Annotated in this window: 21 protein-coding genes and 1 pseudogene; 13 read left to right on the forward strand and 9 right to left on the reverse strand. The window is 46.2% G+C overall.

Annotation, left to right across the window (positions count from 1 at the left end; translation table 11 throughout):
- Window positions 1-75 precede the first annotated feature (75 nt).
- On the reverse strand, window positions 76-1,227 hold the full coding sequence (locus QF041_RS21490; RefSeq protein ID WP_307415594.1) for a VanZ family protein: 1,152 nt from the start codon (window positions 1,225-1,227) through the stop codon (window positions 76-78).
- A 235-nt stretch (window positions 1,228-1,462) separates the two neighbouring features.
- On the opposite strand from QF041_RS21490, the gene QF041_RS21495 reads away from it, so the two are divergent.
- The 5 genes from QF041_RS21495 to QF041_RS21515 all read left to right on the forward strand — a co-directional run bounded on the left by QF041_RS21495 (window position 1,463) and on the right by QF041_RS21515 (window position 4,733).
- Complete coding sequence (locus QF041_RS21495) at window positions 1,463-1,804, forward strand: zinc ribbon domain-containing protein YjdM (protein WP_169482263.1); 342 nt, start codon at window positions 1,463-1,465, stop codon at window positions 1,802-1,804.
- A 148-nt stretch (window positions 1,805-1,952) separates the two neighbouring features.
- Window positions 1,953-2,765, forward strand: coding sequence for a class I SAM-dependent methyltransferase (locus QF041_RS21500; RefSeq protein WP_307415595.1), 813 nt, complete (start codon window positions 1,953-1,955; stop codon window positions 2,763-2,765).
- A 110-nt stretch (window positions 2,766-2,875) separates the two neighbouring features.
- The gene (locus QF041_RS21505) at window positions 2,876-3,133 is read left to right on the forward strand and encodes a hypothetical protein (RefSeq protein ID WP_047840923.1); all 258 of its coding nucleotides are present in this window, start codon (window positions 2,876-2,878) and stop codon (window positions 3,131-3,133) included.
- Window positions 3,130-3,516: a retropepsin-like aspartic protease gene (locus tag QF041_RS21510; RefSeq protein ID WP_307415596.1), complete on the forward strand. Its 387-nt coding sequence runs from the start codon at window positions 3,130-3,132 to the stop codon at window positions 3,514-3,516. The genes QF041_RS21505 and QF041_RS21510 overlap by 4 nt, the downstream gene beginning before the upstream one ends.
- A 155-nt stretch (window positions 3,517-3,671) precedes the next feature.
- The gene (locus tag QF041_RS21515) at window positions 3,672-4,733 is read left to right on the forward strand and encodes an LLM class flavin-dependent oxidoreductase (protein ID WP_017691578.1); all 1,062 of its coding nucleotides are present in this window, start codon (window positions 3,672-3,674) and stop codon (window positions 4,731-4,733) included.
- 132 nt (window positions 4,734-4,865) lie between these two features.
- Here the strand turns inward: QF041_RS21515 and QF041_RS21520 are convergent, their stop codons facing one another.
- Window positions 4,866-5,525 (reverse strand): TetR/AcrR family transcriptional regulator, encoded by a 660-nt coding sequence (locus QF041_RS21520; RefSeq protein ID WP_091035574.1) that lies wholly within the window; start codon window positions 5,523-5,525, stop codon window positions 4,866-4,868.
- 249 nt (window positions 5,526-5,774) lie between these two features.
- On the opposite strand from QF041_RS21520, the gene QF041_RS21525 reads away from it, so the two are divergent.
- Window positions 5,775-6,590, forward strand: coding sequence for an SDR family NAD(P)-dependent oxidoreductase (locus QF041_RS21525; protein ID WP_307415597.1), 816 nt, complete (start codon window positions 5,775-5,777; stop codon window positions 6,588-6,590).
- Window positions 6,591-6,612: 22 nt separating this feature from the next.
- Here the strand turns inward: QF041_RS21525 and QF041_RS21530 are convergent, their stop codons facing one another.
- A complete protein-coding gene (locus tag QF041_RS21530) occupies window positions 6,613-7,920 on the reverse strand; it encodes a VWA domain-containing protein (protein ID WP_307415598.1) in 1,308 nt (435 codons plus the stop codon).
- Window positions 7,921-8,024: 104 nt separating this feature from the next.
- Window positions 8,025-8,489: a DUF4385 domain-containing protein gene (locus tag QF041_RS21535; protein WP_047840920.1), complete on the reverse strand. Its 465-nt coding sequence runs from the start codon at window positions 8,487-8,489 to the stop codon at window positions 8,025-8,027.
- A 96-nt stretch (window positions 8,490-8,585) separates the two neighbouring features.
- Between QF041_RS21535 and QF041_RS21540 the strand changes: the two genes are divergently transcribed.
- From QF041_RS21540 to QF041_RS21560, 5 genes are all read left to right on the forward strand, one after another.
- Entirely contained in the window at window positions 8,586-9,053 is a 468-nt protein-coding gene (locus QF041_RS21540; RefSeq protein WP_307415599.1) for a YfbM family protein, read from the forward strand.
- A gap of 136 nt (window positions 9,054-9,189) precedes the next feature.
- Window positions 9,190-9,318 carry a hypothetical protein gene (locus QF041_RS21545; protein ID WP_017691584.1) on the forward strand — a complete coding sequence of 43 codons (129 nt, stop codon included), beginning with the start codon at window positions 9,190-9,192 and terminating at the stop codon, window positions 9,316-9,318.
- Window positions 9,319-9,526: 208 nt separating this feature from the next.
- Entirely contained in the window at window positions 9,527-11,035 is a 1,509-nt protein-coding gene (locus QF041_RS21550) for a copper amine oxidase N-terminal domain-containing protein (RefSeq protein WP_307415600.1), read from the forward strand.
- Window positions 11,036-11,279: 244 nt separating this feature from the next.
- The gene (locus tag QF041_RS21555) at window positions 11,280-12,743 is read left to right on the forward strand and encodes a GNAT family N-acetyltransferase (protein ID WP_307415601.1); all 1,464 of its coding nucleotides are present in this window, start codon (window positions 11,280-11,282) and stop codon (window positions 12,741-12,743) included.
- Window positions 12,744-12,749: 6 nt separating this feature from the next.
- Window positions 12,750-13,019 (forward strand): SDR family oxidoreductase, encoded by a 270-nt coding sequence (locus QF041_RS21560; protein ID WP_307415603.1) that lies wholly within the window; start codon window positions 12,750-12,752, stop codon window positions 13,017-13,019.
- 140 nt (window positions 13,020-13,159) lie between these two features.
- Here the strand turns inward: QF041_RS21560 and QF041_RS21565 are convergent, their stop codons facing one another.
- The 3 genes and pseudogenes from QF041_RS21565 to pdxR form a co-directional block, all read right to left on the reverse strand.
- A complete protein-coding gene (locus tag QF041_RS21565) occupies window positions 13,160-13,618 on the reverse strand; it encodes a GNAT family N-acetyltransferase (protein ID WP_307415605.1) in 459 nt (152 codons plus the stop codon).
- Window positions 13,615-14,535 (reverse strand): D-alanine--D-alanine ligase, encoded by a 921-nt coding sequence (locus QF041_RS21570; RefSeq protein WP_307415606.1) that lies wholly within the window; start codon window positions 14,533-14,535, stop codon window positions 13,615-13,617. Before QF041_RS21570 ends, QF041_RS21565 begins: the two co-directional genes overlap by 4 nt.
- 12 nt (window positions 14,536-14,547) lie before the next feature.
- Window positions 14,548-16,000: pseudogene (pdxR, locus tag QF041_RS21575) on the reverse strand (MocR-like pyridoxine biosynthesis transcription factor PdxR).
- A gap of 673 nt (window positions 16,001-16,673) precedes the next feature.
- On the opposite strand from pdxR, the gene QF041_RS21580 reads away from it, so the two are divergent.
- Window positions 16,674-17,030 (forward strand): nucleotide excision repair endonuclease, encoded by a 357-nt coding sequence (locus QF041_RS21580; RefSeq protein WP_036612270.1) that lies wholly within the window; start codon window positions 16,674-16,676, stop codon window positions 17,028-17,030.
- Window positions 17,031-17,238: 208 nt separating this feature from the next.
- The gene (locus tag QF041_RS21585; protein WP_307417025.1) at window positions 17,239-17,985 is read left to right on the forward strand and encodes a Bax inhibitor-1/YccA family protein; all 747 of its coding nucleotides are present in this window, start codon (window positions 17,239-17,241) and stop codon (window positions 17,983-17,985) included.
- Window positions 17,986-18,154: 169 nt separating this feature from the next.
- Here QF041_RS21585 and QF041_RS21590 read toward each other — a convergent pair whose 3' ends face one another.
- Together QF041_RS21590 and QF041_RS21595 are read right to left on the reverse strand one after the other, a co-directional pair.
- Window positions 18,155-18,841 carry a 4'-phosphopantetheinyl transferase family protein gene (locus QF041_RS21590; protein WP_307415607.1) on the reverse strand — a complete coding sequence of 229 codons (687 nt, stop codon included), beginning with the start codon at window positions 18,839-18,841 and terminating at the stop codon, window positions 18,155-18,157.
- A gap of 159 nt (window positions 18,842-19,000) precedes the next feature.
- Window positions 19,001-19,870, reverse strand: a complete 870-nt coding sequence (locus QF041_RS21595) for an arylamine N-acetyltransferase family protein (protein WP_373461401.1) — start codon at window positions 19,868-19,870, stop codon at window positions 19,001-19,003.
- Between the last annotated feature and the right edge of the window lie 4 nt (window positions 19,871-19,874).

The following is a 19,874-nucleotide window of genomic DNA, read 5'->3' on the forward strand; positions in this document are numbered from 1 at the left end:
TTTGTAATCTGGCAGAATAGTAAGCAGAACGTAAGCACTAATTAGAGGTACATTATACCTTGTTATCCTCCAATATTATTTACGAGAGGCACGTGTGCGGGACACCTCATCGAAGTAGAAGGAACGTTTCCCACGGGAGAAGAGTACGATCAAGACATGAACAAAGAGTACGGCGTAGACTAACATATAGATGCCAAATGTTCCCAAGGAGATCCACATTTGATAAGGCTGAAGCATAACATCCTGATGACCTGAAAAAGCATAATCGTTGACCAAGCGAATGATCGTAACGAGCAGCCATGGAACATAGAGTGCGGCAAATCTTTTGAATAACGATTCACTGGTAGGTGTGCCGGTCTGAAGATTCACATAGCGGAATCGCAAGATGGCCGAGCCTGGAGTTACCCCATTTCGCACCCAAGGTATGAAGAACAGTACAATGACCATAGCAATGGATGTACTTAGCGCATCACTGATCACATCAGACGCTGTAAAGATGGAGATTAGATTCGAAAGGAAGACAACAACGACTCCATCAATAATTAACGCGAGCAATTGAGGCATAGTATACACTTGGTTTTGCTCCACGATCTGTTCACTCTTCGCCTGAATGCTTGCACGTGATGGGAATAAAGCAAGCAGGATGGGCGCTGTGAAGAATCCAATGATCGCTCCCGAAGTATTCAACAACAGGTCATCCACATCGAAAAGGCGGTAAGGACAACTATAATACCCGTAGAATCCGGTGATTTGAGTGATCTCGAAGAATAAGGAAAGCCCGAATCCACCAAGCAGGGCGTACTTCCAGAATGGTCTCTTTTGAAAAAAATAACGGATATATACACCCAGCGGCATGAGAAGCAGGACGTTAAACAACACTTGCAGAAAGGCTCTGCCCTGAATCATGTTGAGATAGCTGGAAGGCTGGGCCCATACAATGGGTGTTTCCTTCATGATGTCTTTGACAAAAGTGAATGGAACCAGATTGAAGTAGATCGTGTCAGCGGCTTGCTGCGCACAGGTATCTCGCGTAGTCGGAAACGGGAGAATAACGAGGCAATAGGCGGCCAGAATATAAAAGATAAACGAAAAGCTGATGCTAAACCGTGACCAGCTGAAGAAACCGTCTTTACGATACCCATAGATCAACCACGGCACCAGCAGGAACATGGCCGCAACAACAAAGATCAAAAAAGCCGTTTGCACAGGGAAAACATATGAGGACATGAGCAGGAACTCCTTTGGTTTTAAATATAATAACATTCATAGAGACATTAAAATTCATGTATGTGTAGTGCGTATCTATTAGTTACATCATAAGTAGTTACCCTTAAAGTGAGGGAGGCATGAACCTTAAATTTGGTTTAAATCCATCCATGCAGTGACCAAGCGTATGGAATATACCGTCGAAATCCCGTATACTTGCGGGAATGCCAATCGTAGAATGGAGAGTTTAATACATATGTCTAATTTGCCTAACTGCCCCAAATGTAATTCAGAGTACACGTACGAGGATGGTAACCTGTTGGTTTGCCCGGAGTGCGCCCATGAATGGTCTTTGGAAGCAGACAATGAGAATGCAGAGGATGCAAAAGTAATCCGCGATGCCAACGGAAATGTGCTAAGTGATGGCGATACCGTTACGGTCATTAAAGATCTGAAGGTAAAAGGCAGCTCACTCGTGGTCAAACAGGGTACGAAAGTGAAGAATATCCGCCTGATTGATGGGGATCATGATATTGATTGCAAGATTGACAGTTTGGGTGCGATGAAGCTGAAATCCGAGTTTGTGAAAAAGATATAAGATTGAGAAACGTTCACTTCCGCAATCAATGGGAATTGAACGTTTTTTTGTTTGACAGGAAATATTTAGTGAATATATACTGGTTGGAATTTAAAATTTTGAACATGGTTAGGTGGTCTACATATAAGAAAAGGCAGGTGTCAGAGCGATGAAGAGAGATCACATTATTAAATATTATTCCGGGTTTGATGAGTGGGGCAGACTGGAGCGGGAACCGATTGAATTCATCATTAACATGCATTACATCAGGGAACATCTCCCCGATACTGGCTCTATTCTGGATAATGGGGCTGGCCCGGGGAAGTATGCCATGGAGCTTGCGAAACTGGGGTACCAGGTCACTTTATCGGATCTGACACCTTCCTCCGTGGATACTGCGAGGCAAAAGGCTCAGGAGTTTGGTTTGGCACAGCAATTCGATGGGTTCCATGTTCTCGATGCCACTTCTCTCTCCGGTGTTGCTGACGAGACGTACGATGCGTCCCTCATGCTGGGGCCGTTATATCATCTGCAGACAGAAGGGGAGCGGATGGCTGCTGTTCAGGAGTTGTATCGTGTGACCAAGCGAGGTGGCGTGGTGTTTGTAGCCATGCAAAGCCGAATGCGCATGAGTATCAATTCGTTACAGTCTCCGCAGCACTGGAAACCGAATGATAACATGGCAGCAATCCATTCTTTTGTGGAAAAGGGTATATTCGATCATCAGGATCAAGGACGATTTACGGGAGCATACTATTTTAATATTCAGGACGTTACGCCCTTCATGGAGCAACGTGGATTTGAAACCGTGGATTTGATTGGTTCATCCAGCCTTAGAGCGATGCTCACGGACGAGCAGCAGCAATACTGGAAAGAGCGTGGCGAGTATGATGAACTCATGCAATATATGATTGAAGCCGCCAAAGACCCTTCCATATTGGGAATCTCGTCTCATTTGCTGTACATTGGGAGGAAGAAATAATAGATTTACAGGCAATGCTCTAAAAAATGTATATAATTTAGAATTTCAGCCCATGGAAAGCTGTTTGCACATGATATAATATTTCTATCAAATGGTCTGGAGGTGTCAATATGCAATGGAAGGAAGTTCAGGAGCGATTCCCAAATGAATGGGTCGTTTTTGAGGCAACCAAGGCGCATTCAAGAGAAGGCCAGCGTTATATTGAAGAGATGGCTGTTATTGATTCATTTGATGATTCTACAAAGGCACTAAAACGTTATGGTGAATTGCATCAGGAAGATCCCAGACGGGAATACTGCTTTTTTCACACTTCACGTCCAGAAGTTGTGGCAAGAGAACGATATGTTGGCATGAGAGGTCCTCGATGAAAATTTCAGAGATTTATGGTTTACCATTTATAAGCATAAAACTTGAATTTAGAGGAAAAGTACTACTTTTAGAAAAAGTCCTTTTGGATACCGGATCAGCCAGTACATTGTTGAATGCAGATGTAGTTCGGGAAGTAGGAATGGTTCCTGAAGAGAATGATCTCGTTGAGATTATAAGAGGTGTAGGCGGTATAGAGTATGTTTATACCAAGTCACTCGATTCTATCACTGTAGAAGGAACAACGATTAATAATTTTCAGATTGAAATAGGAAATATGGATTATGGTTTAGAGATTGACGGAATTTTGGGATTTAATTTTATGAGACAGACTGGTGTTGTAATTAATACCAACCTGATGGAACTAAGTATAGATAAGCCATAATCGATAGAAAATAAACATAAAAGTGCCCTCTGGAAACAGAGGGTACTTGTGTTTTTCATCAAAATAGTTCAATATTAAGATACATAACAAAAGGTGATCTACTTACAATAGGTTAGATGAACAACGGATCGCTTCATACCAGGGAGGAACAGACAATGGAAATCGGAATTAGTACATTCGTGGAGACGAACCCGGATGTAAAAACAGGAGAACTTATCAGTCATGCGCAGCGTATTCGCGATGTTGTTGAAGAGATTGTTTTGGCAGATCAGGTAGGTCTGGATGTATATGGCGTGGGAGAACATCATCGTGCTGACTACGCTGCTTCATCACCAGCTGTCATTCTGGCGGCAGCAGCTTCACAGACCAAGAATATTCGCTTGACGAGTGCGGTAACCGTGCTGTCATCGCATGATCCGGTACGGGTTTATCAGGATTTTGCGACATTAGATGGCATTTCAAATGGGCGTGCAGAGATTATGGCAGGGCGGGGATCATTTATCGAATCGTTTCCACTGTTTGGCTATGATCTGAACGACTACGATGAGTTATTCGACGAGAAACTGGATTTGCTGCTCAAGCTGCGTGATTCGGAAAAAGTAACCTGGGAAGGCAAACACCGCCCTTCCTTTAACAATCTGGGCATCTACCCGCGCCCGGTACAGGAAAAACTTCCGGTATGGATTGGCAGTGGTGGTAATCAGGAATCCGTAGTTCGTGCAGGGCTGCTCGGTTTGCCACTGGTGCTTGCCATTATCGGTGGCCGTCCGGTACAATTCGCACCACTGGTGGAACTGTACAAGAAAGCAGCTGCACATGCGGGACATGATGCTTCCAAGCTGACCGTTGCTTCTCACTCTCACGGCTTCATTGCCGATACAACAGACGAAGCCGTGGAGAAATTCTTCCCGCCAGCGCAAGCGGTCATGAACATACTGGGCCGTGAACGTGGATGGGGACACTACAGCCGTGCAACATTTGATGCGGCGCGTAGCCTGGAAGGTGCATTGTATGTAGGTGATGTGGATACCGTAGCTCAGAAAATTATTTACCTGCGCAAAGAAGTCGGGATTACACGCTTCATGTTACACACCCCACTCGGCACAATGCCGCACAACGAGGTCATGAGAGCGATCGAACTGCTTGGTAAAGAAGTCGCTCCAATCGTGCGTAAAGAAATTGCACGTTGGGAAGCTGAGAACGAAGAGGCACGTTAATCGACTGAAACCGTTACGGAACTAGATAAAGTCAACCAAATAAAGGAGCATGCCCTAGGCGTATTACGCCAATGGGGCTGCTCCTTTTTCGTTTATCTTCTAAAAGTATCTAAAACAGCACAGGTTTAATGCTTATCCATTCGCAGATGTACTCACAAGGGAGTGTATAACCATTGACAACGTATGATCATAGAGGGTTTTGGCAGCTTCTTCGCTCTCAATATGGCCTCCCAAATACAGATGAATAACACCGTGTAAGGGAGCCCAGATCATCCGAACCGCAAGCATGGGATCTTGCACTTGAAGCATTCCCTGTTCAATGGCTATCTCCACCAAAGCAGACACTTGTTTCAGTGCAGTTGCTGTTCCCTGTAAGGTCTCTCCATCTGGTTTGAATTCGGAAAAAGATCCTCCAAACATCAGCTGATAGAAGCTGGATTGAGAAATGCCGAAGTCCCAGTAGACGTAGGCCAGATCACGGAAATATTGTTCGAACGATGCCTGCCGGGGTATAGTTTCAAAACGCTGGGCCATGAGGGAGCATCCCTCTAAATATAGATGTTTGGCTAACCCTTCTTTTTTGCCAAAAAGGTTATATATGATTTTGGTGGAGCACTCCATGCGTTCAGCTACACGGCGTACCGTGACGGCTTCTGGTCCATGCTCTTGCAGTAAAGCGGCAGCAGCATGCACAATATTTTGCCGCAGATTATCCGAGTGCTGGAGTCTGGCTTCCTGAAAGGTTGTTACCGTATGTGCAGATTCTGTGGAACCCGAATTAAGATCCTTCATTGATTTCATCCTCGTAACCGTATTGTTGTTGAACAGAAACTACGTTTCCTTTTCTTATGGTCATTCTACTGTTTTACGCCGAATGACGTCAATTTAATCCGAATTTAATAAGTAAGCACCACGTTCTAGATTCAAATTTAACAAATGTATTTGACAGCGTCATGGATTTTGGTTACGATGATTCTATAAAGAAACAGTGTTTCCTATAGAAAACAAGTGTTCAAATTATGCATAGAGGATGGATGAGAGATGATAAAGGAACAGCATCAATGGGTACTTATTACAGGTGCTTCTTCAGGTATTGGGGAAGTTTTTGCACTCGAAATGGCTTCCAAGGGTAAAAATATCGTGCTGGTGGCCAGAACAGAATCCAAACTGAATCAATTGGCCGAACGTATAGAACGTACATATCAAGTAAGGGCTGAGGTAATCGTATCGGATTTGTCTCAAGTCGATGCACCTCAGAGGGTATATGAGGAATGTCAGAATCGGGGAATACACATCGATATGCTGATTAACAATGCGGGATTTGCTACCCATGGATTATTTGAACAGGTGGATGGTTCCCGCCAGCAGGAGGAGATTATGTTGAACGTGCTCGCCTTGACGAACATGACACATCTTTTCTTGCCAGGCATGTTACAGAAGCGAAATGGTGCTGTCATTAATGTGTCGTCGACGGCTGCCTTTCAACCTGATCCGTATATGGCTGTGTATGGAGCAACGAAGGCATTTGTACTTTCTTTTACAGAGGCATTATACGAAGAAAACAGGAAGCGTGGCGTTCAATTTTTGGCACTATGCCCAGGCTCCACCGAGACTTCGTTCTTTGATGTGGTGGGTGCTGATGAAGCCTCGGTGGGTAAACGTGATACCCCTGAGCATGTCGTGGCGGTGGCCATGAGAGCACTGGAGTCAGGCAAACCTTATGCTGTGCCGGGGGCCGGTAATTACTGGACAGCGCAGTTCACCCGCCTCGTGCCACGCAAGTTGATGTTGCGAATTGTAGGAAGTATGCTCCGTCCACGTTCCAAGGATGGTAAAGCAGAAAAAGTACAAGCCTGATTAGTGGTATAGGGTAAAAGCTTTAGGCCAAAATGCCTTTGGCCCGAGCTTCCTTTATCCAACCTGGAAATTCAGTGAGGAGACGATCGTACAATTCTTCATCGCTGATCTTGGAGATGTCGTCGAGAGCAAAAAAGTCAGCATTATCGATGAAACGTCCAGTCATGTCATCGAGTTTCTCAAGGATACCGTAATTGGCTTGTCCTAGGCCAACGAATTGCCAGAACAGGTTTTTGGTTGAGCTTTCGGTAATAAGCCGCATGATTTTCCCTTTTTGACTGACCCCGCCATCGCTAAAAAAGATAATATACGTTGGAATCTTCACATCGGGTTCCTCGATCGTATATTTGCGAATGACATCCTGCATCACAGGAGGTTCGTTATTGGTACCGCCTTTGCTTCCCAGCGTATATGTGCGTTCAATATAATTCTCGAAATCCCTGGCGGTGACGCTAGGTGCACGCAAGAAGTCTTTGGCGAAGAACCAGACGTCCAACTCCCCGTTATCATCAAACGCTGCTGCAATTGCCAGGATACGCTCAAAGGCTTCTTGCACGATGCCTTTGCGATACAGATGGTACATGGAGCCTGATGCATCAAATACGACAGCAACACGTGCCTGTATAGGTTCGATCTTTTTCTTTTGCAGAGACAGGGTTACTTTACGCTTGAGGAGATCGATCTTGGTCAGGTTAAGCGGCGCATGATTCGTGTTTGGTGCAGCATCAGGTACCAAGACTTCTGGAGAGGCGGCTGCCACTTCAGCTTGTGCCGTGAGAAGAACCTGTTCGGCTTCCGAGGTGTCGTTACTCTCAATTTCAACACCAAATGACTCTGCCAGCGGCTGCAATCCACCAAAGAAACCTCGTCCAATCGCACGAACTTTGAACCCGTCACGATACTTATAGATTTCAATAAAAATAAGAGCTGTTTCCGCAGTGACCTGCGTGATCTCATAGGTGATCTGCTGGGAACCAGCTTGTACAATCGCCTGACATGCCTGAACATCGGCGAAAGTCCCTCCCGCATCCAGAGTAGCCGTAAACACACATTTTTCCACAGGGGCCTGCCGTAATTGATTTGTATCCAGTACAAAAGAGGATTTCAGTTCCTCTGCCTGTTGCAGAAGCACACTTTGATGGGGATCGGCCTTCTGATTATAAAATACAAAATAGTCGTCAGATGGGACCTTTCCCTCTTCGTTCACCATAAAGCAGCTAACATCCAAGGGAGAAGGAGATGATGTACATTGAATGGTTACCTGAAGTTGGGTGGATTCGTTGATACTGATATTCTGGCCTGTATTTAAATGGATGAACGAATCTGTCATAATCGGATGCGCCTCTCTTCTCCAATATAATGGTTGAAAATGTACAGTAACAAGATCGATTCTGAGACAAATGTTTCCATAAGTCAATCTTTTCACCGTTGTTCCTACGCCTCATCAGACTCGTACTTTTCCCGATGCTCCTTCTTCATCTTCACATAGTCTGGATCCGTCTTCGCAATCTCCCATTGTGCTTTGAATATTGCCGCGGCTTCTGCCTTCACCTTGTCATTCTGATAGGGCAATATTGAGCCATCCTCCTTCGAGTATTTGCGTCCTCCTTTGTGATTCGTATAACGTCTGGCCCGTGTATAACCCATCTGGAGAAATTTTCGAGCCATATCCATACCGACGAAATCTCCCTTTTTCTTATACTCCAAAAATAGCTCATAGATTTTCTCCGATGACTCTGTCGCAATCTCGGGTGTTTTGAAGCGCCAGTGTGGCAGAATCTCGCCTTTGTACGGCTCTACCATCAGCACACCCTGCTCTCCCCGGCCTACGGTGTACAGCTCAGGATGTTTGCGCAGATCCAACTCATCATAATTGAGACTGTAATCAAATTTTTTCATGTATACACCCTCCTTGATAGGGATTACCCCGATTCTGAACCAACAAGCACGGTTAATGGGGAACAATAGAAGGAATTACACAGGAGGGGTAGCGGTATGGGAATGTCCGGCAGATATCTTGTGGTAACTAAGGAGCTAGTTGAATCCATCAAGTCAGGTGAGGTTAGTGTGCATGATTGTGCAGTGGATCTAGATATCGATAAAACGTGGCAGATGCTGCAGTTCACGCTGAACGGTAACTTGTTAGAAGGGGGGCCGCCCCTGGGATATGTTGTGCCTCTCGCAGGTGAGCAATACGTGGGAAACTATTCGGACATGGATCTATTTTTGCTTAGTAACGAGCAGGTGCTGGAAGCCTACATGGCATTGGAGCAACTCACACCGGAGGAATTGAAGCAACGGTATAGTCTGGACCAAATGATCGCTGAAGGCGTCTATCCTGTCATGGAAGATTGGGACGCGGAAGAGACATTTCAGGAGATCGTTCAGACTGTGGATGATGTCCAGGCCTTATTTCAGGCCACGGCTGCAAGTGGGAACGGGATCATCTTTTATGTTTTCTAAATGAGCACTAAAATTATGATGGGGATTCTATGGCCGACACTGAAGTAGGTTTGAACTAAGCCTATTCGGGTTATTGATAGACACAAGGCTCAGGCCTTGATGACATGACAATCCGGTAGAAGAGAGGGAATGCGATATGACACAGGATCAGAACGAAGAGAACAAAGCGATTCAAGAGGACGAGCCGGATCAATTCGAGACTCCCGCAACTGCGGAAGATGAAGAAACGGATGAGAAACTCGCAGAAGATCAGGAGCAAGAATAACTCCCAGCATTGCACAATGAAGCAGGATGTTTTATCGAAACATACGATATGCTGAAATATAGATAGACCAGAGGTCGGACATGCTCCGGCCTTTTGGTTTATTTTTTTGCGTATCCGTTTACAAGAATTACCTATACCTTCATAATGGAAATGAACCATATTTTTCTAAGGAGGAGTTCATATTACGAATCGGAAGTTAGTCCAATGGATGGCAGTGCCACTAGTACTTTTAATGGTTGTTCTTACAGGATGTCAGGCTGTGGGTGGAGTAGACGTTGGCAAAGCAATGGCCAATGGCGCGAGTATCAAGTCCGGTGAATCCAGACAATCCATGAATATAAACATAGAACCGGCTAAGGAATTTGCTACAGAAAAAGACCTTGAAATGATCGAACTTATTAACTCCATATCCCTGGATATTGATCAAGCCAAAATGAAAGATGCGAAGACAGCATCGATCAAAGGTACACTGAGCATGGAGGGAACGAAGTTACCTTTCCACCTGTCCATGAATGAGTCCCAATTGGTCATTGATCTGGACGGAGCCCAGAAACCGCTGTACATATCTCTGGATACGTTCCAGGATGCACAGGCTCTTCCAATGGTAGATACGAAGGCTCTGGAGAAACAACTCGAGGAACTTTCCCCGAAACTGTTCTCTTTTGTTCTGAAACATCTGTCTAATCCGAAGAACATTTCCGTAACACCGGTACAGGAATCCGTGAATGGCGAAGCGCTTAGCCTCTCCAAGCTGCATCTGGAAGTTAGTGGTGAAGAGATGCTGGCTATGGTTAAACCGTTCCTGACGAGTATTTCGAAAGATGAGCAAGGACTGAAAGACCTGATTGGCGATCTGTATGATGTGTTCTACCCTGTACTTGAAGCTGTAAATGAGGTTGAAGGCGGGGGAGATGAAACGCTGAATTCGATCGTTCCTGAATCGAAAGATGAAGCCGTTGCGTCACTGTACGCCATCATCAAAGTAGGACTGGACAGTATGCTGGTCAATTATGATCAGGAGCTGAACAACCTGTTGAATGAGACCCCTGAATTCAAAACGGTCTTTGGCACAGATACCAAACTGAAATTGGACTTTTATCTCGACAGCAAGCTGGATGTTCGCAAGCAAAACTTTGAACTGAAAGTAGCACTGCCTGCTTCGGAAGATCTGCCGGTGAACTCCGTAACCGTAAGTGGAGACAGTGAACAGTGGAATATCGCTGGAACGGTTGCAGTTGATGAAGTGGATGTATCCGGCGGCGTTATGGATCTGATGAAGGATGATATTACGCCTGGACAGATGCTGCGCAATTTTGATTCCAATTCACTGGCATATCAATTGCTGAAAGATGAAGCTGGAATCACGAGTAAAAGTGTAGTGCTCTTCCCGGATGATGAATACGCTGGGGCGATCACTGTTAAGAATACAACATTTGTTCCGCTTCGCTACGTGTCTGAAGAATTGGATGCTGAAGTGAAATGGACCAAAGGCTCGAACCAAATCGTTGTCATTGACGACATCACTGGTGATGAGATTGTCCTGACCGTAGGTTCCAAGAAGGCAACCGTTGCTGGTAAAGAAGTAACCATGGTGGAATCCGCCTATGTAGGCAAGGACGGCAAGACGTATGTGCCGCTGCGCTTTGTGGCTGAATCCCTTGGAGCTACTGTAGATAAGGAACAAGAAACAGGCTGGATTTACATTGACCGTCCTTAAGTGAGACGTTATAAGTAAGCCTTAGTATGAGAGGGGATTTCAGAGTATGCCAGATTTCTCGTAATGATCGTGAAAAGAACACCGCAAAAATTCCGTTAGACCATGAACGGGATACGTGTGTCCTTTTGACCCATTACGAGGAACTTCGGCGTTTCTGAAATGATGAAACGGATCGAGGAGTGCCTCTATTAGAGGTGCTCCTCTTTGTTGTGTCATCCTAAATAAATCCCCAGAGGTGTTGTATATGAAAAGCCAATTATTCATCCATTCAAACTCAATTACGTTGCGTCCATTTACGCTTGAAGATCAGGCTGCCGTGTATGCATTAACCCAACAACCTGAAATCACAGATATCCTGCCAGATTGGAAGATGACCGAGGAGCAGTTGCGTGAATTTTTACAATTTGTTGTTGGCAGTTACGAACAGTTCAACCCGGAAGATGTACGTATCCTGCTTGCCGTTGTACACAATGAAGATCAGCGCATCATTGGTTGGTGTGGCGTATTTCCAAATGACCTGCTGGATCGTGCTGACCGTGAAGTGGCCTACGCCATCTCCCGGGATTACCGTAATAAAGGATACATCTCAGAGGCGGTGCATGCCCTAACAGCATATTTATTTGAGCATACCTTGCTGGTTCGCATCGTGGGCATTGTGAAGCCGTTCAACCAGCCGTCACGCAAAGTTCTGGAGCATGCGGGTTTTCGTTATATCTCTCGCAGAATGCTTATGGACCAGGAGTGCTACGATTATTTTGAACTACTCAAAGTAAAGTCCGAACCAGTGCAACCGAAGCAGATACATTCTGAAATTCGCTTACGACGAGCGCAACAGGAAGATGCTGTTGTACTTACAGAGATTTGCACTCGTGCTTTTGATCATGTCATAAAAGTCTGGGCGGATAATGAGAAGGATATCGATAGCAATCTATGCCCGCCTGATTATTCGTCAGTTCGCATGCATCGTTACGTGATCCGTGAATGGGATTATTATGTTGTAGAATCAGATGGATGCGCTATTGGCGGAGTGAGTGTTAACGTGCTTGGACGAAAACATGCCAGGATCGATAAGATCTATATTGACCCCGTATGCCAGGGCCGTGGCGTGGGAACTCAAGTCATGAGGCTTATTGAAGCTGAATTTCCGCAGATTGAAATCTGGAAGCTGGAGACCTCAGGTCGGCAGGAGGATAATCATCATTTTTACGAAAAAATGGGATATGTTCGTATCTATGCATCTGAGGATGAGTTTGGATATGAGAAAAACATGTCAATTGATCCTTTGGATCCAACATGTGATGCGACATTATCCATGGACTCGGGTGAGTCAGTGATTGAATATGTTCAAGCTAATCTGGACTCAGTCCGTTACAGCACCAGTAATCTGACCAATAGTCGGATTACCGACTGCAACCTGAGTGGAAGCAAATTTACCAATCTAAATATGACCAATATATTGCTAGCTGATTTACGCCTAACCGACAGCAAGATTGAATTATGTGCTTTGGATGGCGTTCAATTCCAGGACACACACCTTGGATCTGACCGTGTACCTATGCAGTGGGCGCATTGTGATCTTGGGGGAAGTCGTTTTATCGATTGCGATCTATCTGGAGTGCAGTTGGAACAGTGTCAAGTGAACGGGATGAAGATCAACGGAGTAGAAGTAGAGGAATTACTTGCAGCCTATGAGGCTATGAAGTCCTGAGGACGAATGACAGGGCAAAACGCCGAGCACAGGATCAGCATTAATGCCGTGGCACCTGGAGCCATTCTGACAGATATGGTCATCGGTTCGTTCAAACAGATCAATCCGAATGACTGGGAGTCAGCATCCAAAGAGTTCGTTAAGGACAATCCGGCGAAGCGCTTGGGTGAACCGAAGGAAGTAGGGCATCTCGTTGCCTTCCTGCTGTCCGGCGAAGCACCGTTTATCAATGGAGCCATTATTCCGATTGATGGTGCACAGTCAGCCAAATATTGATCCCATAATCATCAACAGCACATCAATGCGACATAGATATATACTGAAGAACGCCCTTTTTCGCCAATGTGCGGATTGGCGAAAAAGGGCGTTCTTTTTTTAGTTTGATATTCAAGGGGGCGTATCCCGTATCCGGCAGGTTAAGTGTGCTGTAGAATCTGCGGCTTTTTGCTAAACCCGGTACTCCCGGCTGTAAAGCCCATCTGGCGATAGAATTCATGTGCAGCTTCACGTTCCGGGCTATTGGCACTGTTCAGAGACAGGGAATCCACGTTATGCGTGGCTGCCCATTGTTCGGCTTCCAGAATGAGTTGACGGCCGATGCCTGAGCCTCTGAACTGGTCGTGTACAACCAATGCCAAGATACGGCAGTGTCTTCCGTTCTTTTCATACAGATAAGACGTCTGTAATCCGATCAGTCCAACTACACGTCCGCGTGTTTCAGCAACCAGTGTGGTGAAGTTAGCGTCTGCAGCAATGTGGGTATAGCGCTCCTCCATCTCGGCGTAAGTGGTTGGATAACCGAGTTGATCCATCAGAATGACCATATCTTGCAGATCCGTAGTAGAACTATGTCTAATGGTTACATCCAGACTCATAATCGTACCTCCTCCTTGGGTCTTTCTTTCAATGAAAGTTCAATAATGGTATCCAGCAGCTCTGCAAAAGAAATGCCTGCAGCGGCTGCACTTTTGGGCAGCAGACTGTTACGGGTAAGACCCGGCAGCGTGTTTACTTCAAGCACATAAGGCAAGCCTTCGCGAATCATCATATCCACGCGAGCGTAGACGCTGCATTTGAGCACCTGATAGCAGGCAAGTGCCGCGGCTTCCACACGATGGTGAAGATCCACAGGCAATTGCACAACCTGCTCATCGGCTCCGTGGTCATCATATTTGGAAGAATAATCGAAAAACTCGGCGTTCGAACGAATGGAGATCACCGGTAGCATTTTTCCATCCAGAATGGCACAGGTGATTTCCTCACCTTCAATATACTGTTCAATCATGACCGTATCATCCCAGGCGAGGGCAGCCTCTACAGCAGCAGGCAGGGCGGAAGCTTCCTTCACCACTTGGGTACCGATGCTGGAACCGCCTGAATTGGGTTTGACCACCACGGGGTACGTTAATTGTTGAACAGCAATAGAGGACAGTTCCTCCGTATGGTTCACCCGCAGCCATTCCCCGGTAAGTACACCTGCATGCTGCATGAGTTGTTTGGACATGTCTTTATCCATGCATACACTGCTTGCTAGCACACCACAGCCTGTGTAGGGAATACCCAGAGATTCCAATGTGCCCTGGACAGTACCGTCTTCGCCGTATTTGCCATGCAGGGCAAGCAGTGCCACATCGATCCCCGCTGACTTGTCGATTAGATCGCGCTTGGTATTCAGCTCAATGGGCACAACCTCGTATTTGTCTCTATTCAGATTTGCAATCATCTCCTGTCCGGTGAGCAGGGAAATATCCCGCTCTGAAGATGTACCGCCCATAATCACGCCAACTTTCATGTGAAATCCTCCTTATCTCATTTGAGCTGCTGTCTCGCCAATGATGCGAATGCCTTTACGTATATTCTCATCGCTGACTCTGGAGAAACCCAGACGCATCGTGTTTACGCCCTGACCGGGTTCCAGATAAAAGGTATCTCCAGGTGTGAACGTTACACCTTTCACTTTACAAGCCGCGAGCAGTTCACGAGTCCTGTATTCGGACGGGAACTGCACGAACAGGTGCAGGCCGCCCTCACCGGAGATCCGGCACATCGGCAGATGCTGCTTCAGGCAGCGCACAACCAGTTCATATTTGCGCTTATACTCCGTACGAGCCCGCTTCAGATATTTCTCGAAATTACCGTTGCTCAGATATTGATACAGTAGAGATTGATCCAGCGTTGATGTGTGGATGCTGCGTGCCCGTTTCATACTCTCCAGATAATCGATCAGCGCCGCATCCGCGATAACCCAACCAACTCGTAGTCCTGGGAACAGCACTTTGGAGAAGCTGCCCAGATACACCAGTCCGTTCCCTCTGCCCATGCTGGCGATCAGGGGAGATACGTGGGAACCGGAATAGCGCAATTCTTCATTGAACCCGTCCTCAATGATCGGTACCTGGTACTGGTTCATCAACCGGATAATCTCCCGCCCGTTTCGCAGGGGACGTCACAATCCCGGTTGGATTGTGATAGGAGGGCACAAGATAGGCCAGATCATAAGGACTTGCCTTAAGCTCATGTTCCAGTTGCTTCAAGTCTAGGCCATCCGACTCCATATTCACACCGGTCAGGTGGAACTGGTGCAGCTTTAGATTTTTGATCGCCGTGTGGTGCGTTGGATTCTCGCAGAGCGCTTTGCCGCTTTTTTTGCGCAACGCTCCAAGCACCAGATCGAATCCTTCCGTGAATCCGTTGGTGATTAGAATATCCTTGCCACGGAGGTCGACCCCTTTGTTTTCCATATAACGTAGTAAATAGTTCATCAGCGGTCTGTATCCCTGCGCATATCCGTAATTCAGCAGTACTTCGCCCTCAAGTGACATGCGATCCAGAAAAGCCCGTTTCACGTTGTGCAGATCAAACAGCTTTTCATCCGGCGCTATGCTGGTAAACGATATCTCACCGCGCTCTGCTCCGGAGCCATGCTTCATCAGATCGTACTGCTCTGCCTGAATTGCATACTCGCTTACCTCTGTCGTCCAGTCCAGTTCCCAGCTTGCTGCTGCCTCAGGTGTTTCGATGGAGGCACTGACGTAATTGCCCTTGCCTTTGACTGCATAGATCAGACCTTCATCTTCAAGCTCGGCATAAGCGAGCAGGACCGTACTGCGACTGACCTTCATGAGTGTACTGAGTTCACGGGTCGAGGGCAGCTTTTGTTTGGCTTGCAGGCCGCCTTTGAGCATCAATCGCTTCATATAATCTTTGACTTGTATATATACAGGGCGGTCCTCCGTCAGTTGCAGATCGGAATACATCCCATCACTCCCTCTACTGGTATCTTGCCATATTATAAACCCCGCAGAAAGAACCACGATACCTCTGTTTCCCTGAGCGTGTGGTTGGTTGTTCGCACAAACGCAAAAAAGCCCTGGCAGTATGCCGGGGCCTGGTGGTGAAACTTGATCCATTTTCTATAGTACTGCTGCTATAATTTCTACAGTTGTATTGCATGACTAGTCTCTCTAGGATCGATAGCTATCTGACCTTCTACGTGTGTCTATTTACTTCAGTACGACTATAATTGCAGGCTTTCTAGGTGATACTTAAAATCTACAGTGAATCATGAATCTAGGTCTTTCTAGGTTTGCTTGCTGCAAGGGTCGATTAGATGATGAATCTACAATCTATAAGCTAGGGTTCTTGCTAACTGTACTCTTGTCGTGATCACTTAACAGAATGCAGCATGAAAAAGATATTCAATCATAGGGTACAATAGACGGAGGTAGATATAAAGACGTATGTCTCAGTGCCCAATTTCTTCCTCATACCCCTATAGTACCACTTTGAATCAGGGAAGTTAACCTTTTTTTTGAAATATTTGTCGTAATAGCGAAAATTGCGTGAATTGTACTTCATATAGAATGAAATGGTGTCCGTTTATAATATGTGATAGGATGTAAACCTATAGATAATGAGGAAGTGAGCCTATTGATTAATATTACCGTGCCAACACCGGATGTAACCATCACAAAGCAGGCTGATCCACAGCTTAGCCACATTTATGGATTTACTGATTTTCACCTGATTACCCGGGAACTAGGCGGGATTTTCATGTTTTACAATGCCGCTGGAGAATTGTTATTTGTCGGGAAAGCACGAAAGTTAAGACCCCGCATCAAAAAGCATTTTGAAGACACGGTATCACCAATTAAGAATCACCGCGAAGAAGTAACGAAGATTGAAGTATGCCTGGTTGAAGATCCGGTAGATCGTGAAATTTACGAGACGTATATCATCAACACGATGCGTGCGAAATACAATGTAGATAAAGTCTTGTACAAATAAGACGCTTAAAAAGCACATGAACATGCAATGTCTGGGACATATGTCCTAAGTGTTGCGCCAGTGGGTAAGGATGTAATCGAAGGATTGCATCCGATTCCTTCTGGTGTCATCCCGATCTTTTCGAGGGAGTAGCTTGTAGAATTTGAAACGTAGTAAGCCCAAGCTTAGTATCACAGATATACCAAATACATATGAAGAGGTGATTGTGTTGATCGGTCGTAGCGGTAACCCTACACTTAAAGACAGCACGTTTGAAAACAGAGGATATGGAGAAGATCGGTATCAGAATTACATGACGATCAACGGCACGGTGAACAAAGCGTTTATTACGCTTGTGATTCTGCTGGGCAGTGCGTTTGCAACATGGATGATGTTCTTTAACGGACAACAAGTGATGCCGCTCGCTTATGGTGGATTAATCGTTGGTTTCATTCTGGCACTTGTGATTTCGTTCAAACCCGTAGCGGCACCTTATCTGGTACCGGTCTATGCCGTGGCAGAAGGCCTGTTCCTTGGAGCACTCTCTGCAACCTATGAGTCCCTGTATAACGGAATTACCTTGCAGGCGGCTCTGTTGACCATGGCTGTATTCATCGCTCTGCTGGTGGCATACAAAACCAGATTGATCAAAGCTACGGAGAACTTCAAGCTTGGGGTCGTGGCCGCAACCGGCGGTATCATGATCATGTATCTGCTGAGCTTTGTACTGAGTTTCTTCGGAGTTTCGATTCCTTATCTGCATGATAACAGCTTGCTCGGCATCGGTATTTCGGTCGTTATCGTCATTGTGGCTGCCCTCAATCTGGTCCTTGATTTCGACTTCATTGAGGGTGGTGCTGAACGTGGTGCGCCCAAGTACATGGAGTGGTACGGTGCATTTGGATTGATGGTTACACTGGTATGGCTGTACATTGAGATCATCCGTCTGCTTGGCAAATTGCGGAGCAGGGATTAGTCCTATCCAATACGTCAGATAGACGTAAACGGAGTGTGGATTTAAAGCTAAAAAGCTAACGCGTGATACTCACGTCGTTAGCTTTTTTGATTAACATTAGCAGGATTTTCTTAATGGCGGCCTCTTACAAAACTCAACTGATTCCAACTCGTTGAGGCCCAGCACCACTCTATACTAACTCTGTATACAGATCCTCCAAGGTGATGATCTCGGGCTGGCTCGGCAGCTTTCCCCCAGCCGAACATGCCGCAAGCATATGTCCATCATCCAGTCGCTGACTGAGAAAGAGATATGTCCCGGCCTGTTTGCAATGCCAATCTCCCCGATCATTGGGAAGGATGGCGAAGGAATCCAGTGGTATGGACAACCCCATACCCACTGCCTTAATATAACTTTCCTTCAGCGTCCATAGACGGTAGAAGGTCTCCAGCCGCCGATCGTCAGGCTCGGCGGCCAAGAACTGGCTCTCCTTAGGAGAGAAGAAACGCTCTGCAATCTGCATGTCAATTGGAGCTATTTTTTCTACATCCACGCCCAGTTCATCTGTACTTCCAGAGATTAGAGCAATCCAATCACCAGAATGGGAGACGTTGAATGGTACATCCGAATAGTGACAGAGCGAAGGTTTGCCGTAGGAATTACGGGTAAAAGAAAGCTCAGCAGGTCTCAGTCCAGTTAACTTGCTCAAAGTTACACGAGTCAATATCTCGCCCAGCACGGAGCGATACGCGTCAGCCTGACGCACAAAACGCGAAGCCTGGGCACGTCGCTCCGCAGAAACTTGCGACAGCAATTGGTTCCAGTTCGGCTCGGGCAATACTTCTGGAACTTGGAGTACACGAATAGTTATCATCATTAATCACCTGAGGACATATTCGGCGTGGATCAGTAACTTTCCTTTATATGGAACGTACCCCTCAACTTCCTCCCAAATCATCACTATACGGATGCCCCTAACAAGCAAGCCGATTGTCTCGTTTTTCATGTTAAGGCCTCAGGTTCTGTATCTTCCTCTTCATGCTTCCTGTACTCGTTTCCATTCTGTATGTGCAGACTGCACTCGCTCCCACATATCTTGGCATTCCAGTTCGCTGTAATTCACCAATGGTTCATGAAATATTTCAGTTAATACGTTACGCCACTCGGTATAATTCCGGATCTCCGTTTTCTGGATTCCTTCGATATCATGTGTTCGGAGCATACATCCACGTAGTTCATGACTGCGTTTCTCATCCCGCTGACGAAGCAAAAATACGTTATGCCAAGGTGATTCGGCAGCCCGACTGTAGAATTCATGTTTGGGAATGAACTCCTCCAGATCGTGGACTACCTCGGGAGCATAGTCGACTCCTTCACTTGGCCCATTTGGCTCGTACTCAAGCCTCCATCCCCCAGCCACAACAGATGATGGCATCAATTGGTACGTGAACGGAGCTGAACCATAGGTTCCATAACGAAGTGACAGAGGTTCAAAGGGCATTCCGCCCAGACCTACATCTACAATCCAGCGCTCAACTGTCGGGTCAGCATCCGGCAGAAGGACAGACAGACCGAGATGGAATGAGTTCACACGGGGTTGTTCCCCATGAGGCTGTACTCCACCGCGATGCCAATCAACCGTATAACCCAGCGAGCGGAGAAGAACACTAAATGCACCATTTAGATGAAAGCAGTAGCCGCTGCGTCCCTGTAATATAAGCTGAATTGAATCTTGAAGACTGATTCCCGCAGGACGACCCGCAAAAATATCGACCGTTTGCCAGGATAAATATTGGACATGTGCTCGCTGGAGTTCAAATAAGAATTCCAGTGTAGGTTCTTTTATATCATCTATGCCGATCCGTTTCAGATAGGCCTGTATTTCAGCTGTATTCAATAGTTCAATCATT

Origin of the sequence: Paenibacillus sp. W2I17 (assembly GCF_030815985.1) — a bacterium.
Classification (GTDB): Bacteria; Bacillota; Bacilli; order Paenibacillales; family Paenibacillaceae; genus Paenibacillus.